We start from the raw sequence: 3,676 nt of genomic DNA, 5'->3' as shown, positions 1-3,676 counted from the left end.
TTCCACAAGGACGAGCTCGTCGCCCGCATCCACGCCATCGTGCGCCGCTCGAAGGGCCACGCCCAGTCGGTGATCACGACGGCCGACCTCGTGGTCAACCTCGACCAGAAGACCGTCGAGGTTGCCGGCTCCCGCGTGCACCTCACCGGCAAGGAGTACCAGATGCTGGAACTCCTCAGCTTGCGCAAAGGCACGACGCTGACCAAGGAGATGTTCCTCAACCACCTCTACGGCGGCATGGACGAGCCGGAGTTGAAGATCATCGACGTGTTCATCTGCAAGCTTCGGAAGAAGCTCGCCAACGCCAGCCAGGGCAAGAACTACATCGAGACCGTCTGGGGCCGCGGCTACGTGCTGCGCGAGCCGACGGATGCCGAGGAGCGCATCGCCGTCTGATCAGCCCGCCTCGGGTCTCATCGCTCCGTCACGCCTTCGCGGGTCATCCCCGCGGAGGCGTTCCCCGTTCGTGCGATGCGTCTCCGCCTCGCGCGATGATCCGCGAACGCCTGATCCGGGAACGCGTGCCCGCGTCGCCGCGTCGACCGGATCAAGCGGGCTGAAGTTCGCGCGCGGCCTTCAGCGCTCCGGCGACGGCCGCCTCGCGGGCGTCGGGACCCATCGCGATACCCTCGGCGACGATGAATTCCGGGCGGGTGATGCCGATGAAGCCGAGCACCGTGCGCAGGTAGGTCTCGGCGTGCTCGGCCGCGGCATTCGGCGTGCCGGCTCCGTAGAGGCCCCCGCGGGCGACGGCGACGATGACCCGCTTGCCGCCGGCCAGGCCCTCGGGTCCCGTCTCGCCGTAGCGGAAGGTCTTGCCCGCCACCAGGATGCGGTCGATCCAGGCCTTGAGCTGGCTCGATATGGTGAAGTTGTACAGCGGCGCGCCGATCACGACGATGTCGGCGGCGAGGAACTCGTCGAGCACTTGGCCGCCCAGGGCGACGTCGTGCTGGACGTCGGGCGCGTTCGTCGCGTTGGGCTGCTGACCGGCGAGATAGGCGCCGGAGAGGTGCGGGAGCGGCGTCGCCGCGACGTCGCGGTACGTCACCGCGAGGTCGGGCGTCTCCGCCTTCAGGTGCTCGACGATCGCGCCGGACACGGTCCGGCTGACGGAATGCGCACCCAGGATGCTGCCGTCGACGTGAAGGAGCTTCATGCGATGTCCTCGGTATCAAAAGCGTACCGAGGGCTTATAGATGACCGATCCCGACGGGCCGCAAGAGGGCACAGTCTTGGAACCAGGGCACATCCAGGGTACCGACCCGGTTCCCGGCAGTCCGGGCCACGCCTCGCAGGATTGCCGCCTCGTCAGCTCGGTGCTCTCGCGGATCGGCGACAAGTGGAGCGTCCTCGTCGTGATGACCCTGAAGGACGGGCCGCACCGCTTCAACGAGCTCAGGCGGATCATCGGCGGCATCTCGCAGCGCATGCTCACCTTCACCCTGCGCGGCCTGGAACGGGACGGGCTGGTGACGCGGACCGTATTCCCGACGATCCCGCCGCGGGTCGAGTACGCCCTGACCGACCTCGGCCGCTCGCTGGAGGTGCCGGTCATGGCGCTCGGCACCTGGGCCTTCGCGCATCAGGCCGAGATCCAGCGCGCCCGCGCGCGGTTCGACGGCGTCGGCTCCGCGCTTGCGGTTCCGTCGCGGGAGGGATAAGCGGGGCTTGGCCGACCGGGCGGTCCTTCCGCATGAACTGGACGGCGTGAGGAGAGACGAGCCTTGGCCATCGCCGGCTCAGCACCCGTCACGGCCGAGCCCGCATCCGCGGCGCTGCGGACGCGCGCCCTCCTCCTGCTTACCCGCCCCTGAGGGCCGTCCGGGCGTTCGCCTGGGCCTTCAGGGGAGCGCCGCCATCACGACAGGCTTGAGGCCGCCCGACCGCGCGACGCGGCGGCGCGCCCCGCGACAGGGTAGACATCCGATGAGCATCATCTCTGAGACGAAGGACCGCGTCGTCATCCTCGACACGACGCTGCGCGACGGCGAGCAGTGCCCCGGCGCGACGATGACGCTGGACGAGAAGCTCGCGGTGGCCGAGTTGCTCGACGGCATGGGCGTCGACGTCATCGAGGCCGGGTTCCCGATCGCCTCGAACGGCGACTTCGAGGCGGTCGCCGAGATCGCGCGCAGGACCAAGCGCGCCACGGTCGCCGGGCTCGCCCGCGCCATCCCCGCCGACATCGCGCGGGCCGGCGAGGCCGTGCGGCATGCCCGCAACGGCCGCATCCACACCTTCGTCTCGACCTCGCCGATCCACCTCGCGCACCAGATGCGCAAGAGCGAGGACGAGGTGGTCGAGATCATCCTGAGGACGGTGGCCCAGGCCCGCGACCTCGTGGCCGACGTCGAGTGGTCGGCGATGGACGCGACCCGCACGCCGATCGATTACCTCTGCCGCTGCGTCGAGGCCGCGATCAGGGCCGGCGCCACCACGATCAACCTGCCCGACACCGTGGGCTACGCGACGCCAGCCGAGTACCGCGCGATGTTCGAGGCGGTGCGGGTGCACGTGCCGAACGCCGACCGGGCGGTGTTCTCGGTCCACTGCCACAACGACCTCGGGCTGGCGATCGCCAACTCGCTCGCCGGCCTCGCGGGTGGCGCGCGGCAGGTCGAGTGCACGATCAACGGCATCGGCGAGCGGGCCGGCAACGCGGCGCTGGAGGAGATCGTCATGGCGATCCGCACGCGGGGCGACGTGCTGCCCTACGAGACCGGCATCGAGTCGACGATGCTGACCCGGGCCTCGAAGCTCGTCAGCCACGCGACGAACTTCCCCGTGCAGTTCAACAAGGCGATCGTCGGCCGCAACGCGTTTGCCCACGAGAGCGGCATCCACCAGGACGGCATGCTCAAGCACGCCGAGACCTACGAGATCATGACGCCGGCCTCCGTGGGCCTCGCCAAGACCAACTTGGTGATGGGCAAGCACTCGGGCCGGGCGGCTTTCCGCTCGAAGCTCGACGAGTTGGGCCTCACGCTGTCCGACAACCAGTTCCAGGACGTGTTCGAGCGCTTCAAGGCCCTGGCCGACCGCAAGAAGAACGTCTACGACGAGGACATCGAGGCGCTGGTCGACGAGAACCTCGCGACCGCCCACGACCGCATCCGCCTCGTCTCGCTCTCGGTGATCGCCGGCACGCGCGGACCCCAGCGCGCGACGATGAAGCTCGCAATGGACGGACGGACGCTGACCGAGGAGGCCGACGGCAACGGGCCGGTCGACGCGGTGTTCAACGCGATCCAGGCGCTGGTGCCGCACGACGCCCAGCTCGAGCTCTATCAGGTCCACGCGGTCACCGCCGGCACCGACGCGCAGGCCGAGGTGTCGGTGCGCCTCAAGGCCGGCGCGCGCACCATCACGGCGCGGGGCGCCGACCCGGACACGCTGGTGGCCTCGGCCAAGGCCTACCTCTCGGCGCTGAACAAGCTCTCGGCCTCGGCCGTGCGCCTGCACGCGCAGCACGCCGCCGCCTCGTAGCCGGAAAACTTCGCGGCCGGGGGGTGGACAGCCCCCGCCCGCGTTGCTATCCCCCGGCTCGTTCCGCGGGCGGCATTTGGTGGCCTCCGCGGTCGTCGCCGTGGCGACGGGCGCATAGCTCAGTTGGTAGAGCAGCTGACTCTTAATCAGCGGGTCCTAGGTTCGAACCCTAGTGCGCCCACCAATC

4 protein-coding genes and 1 tRNA gene are annotated in these 3,676 nt (G+C 69.7%); 4 read left to right on the top strand and 1 reads right to left on the bottom strand.

Annotated features, from left to right (window positions below):
* Nucleotides 1–396: DNA-binding response regulator (locus ACFE8Y_RS21190; RefSeq protein ID WP_375466338.1), on the top strand; the 396-nt coding region annotated here is incomplete at its 5' end.
* A gap of 151 nt (nucleotides 397–547) precedes the next feature.
* Here the strand turns inward: ACFE8Y_RS21190 and ACFE8Y_RS21185 are convergent.
* On the bottom strand, nucleotides 548–1,159 hold the full coding sequence (locus ACFE8Y_RS21185; protein ID WP_375466337.1) for an FMN-dependent NADH-azoreductase: 612 nt from the start codon (nucleotides 1,157–1,159) through the stop codon (nucleotides 548–550).
* Nucleotides 1,160–1,235: 76 nt separating this feature from the next.
* On the opposite strand from ACFE8Y_RS21185, the gene ACFE8Y_RS21180 reads away from it, so the two are divergent.
* The 3 genes from ACFE8Y_RS21180 to ACFE8Y_RS21170 all read left to right on the top strand — a co-directional run bounded on the left by ACFE8Y_RS21180 (nucleotide 1,236) and on the right by ACFE8Y_RS21170 (nucleotide 3,673).
* Nucleotides 1,236–1,664, top strand: a complete 429-nt coding sequence (locus tag ACFE8Y_RS21180; protein WP_375466336.1) for a winged helix-turn-helix transcriptional regulator — start codon at nucleotides 1,236–1,238, stop codon at nucleotides 1,662–1,664.
* 265 nt (nucleotides 1,665–1,929) lie between these two features.
* On the top strand, nucleotides 1,930–3,489 hold the full coding sequence (locus tag ACFE8Y_RS21175) for a 2-isopropylmalate synthase (RefSeq protein WP_375466335.1): 1,560 nt from the start codon (nucleotides 1,930–1,932) through the stop codon (nucleotides 3,487–3,489).
* Between the two features lie 108 nt (nucleotides 3,490–3,597).
* A tRNA-Lys gene (locus ACFE8Y_RS21170) sits at nucleotides 3,598–3,673 on the top strand.
* Nucleotides 3,674–3,676 lie beyond the last annotated feature (3 nt).

Origin of the sequence: uncultured Methylobacterium sp., assembly GCF_964242245.1 — a bacterium.
In the GTDB taxonomy this organism is placed as follows: Bacteria; Pseudomonadota; Alphaproteobacteria; order Rhizobiales; family Beijerinckiaceae; genus Methylobacterium.
Note: the sequence above shows the minus strand (reverse complement) of the source record. Positions and strands in the feature narration are given on the sequence as shown.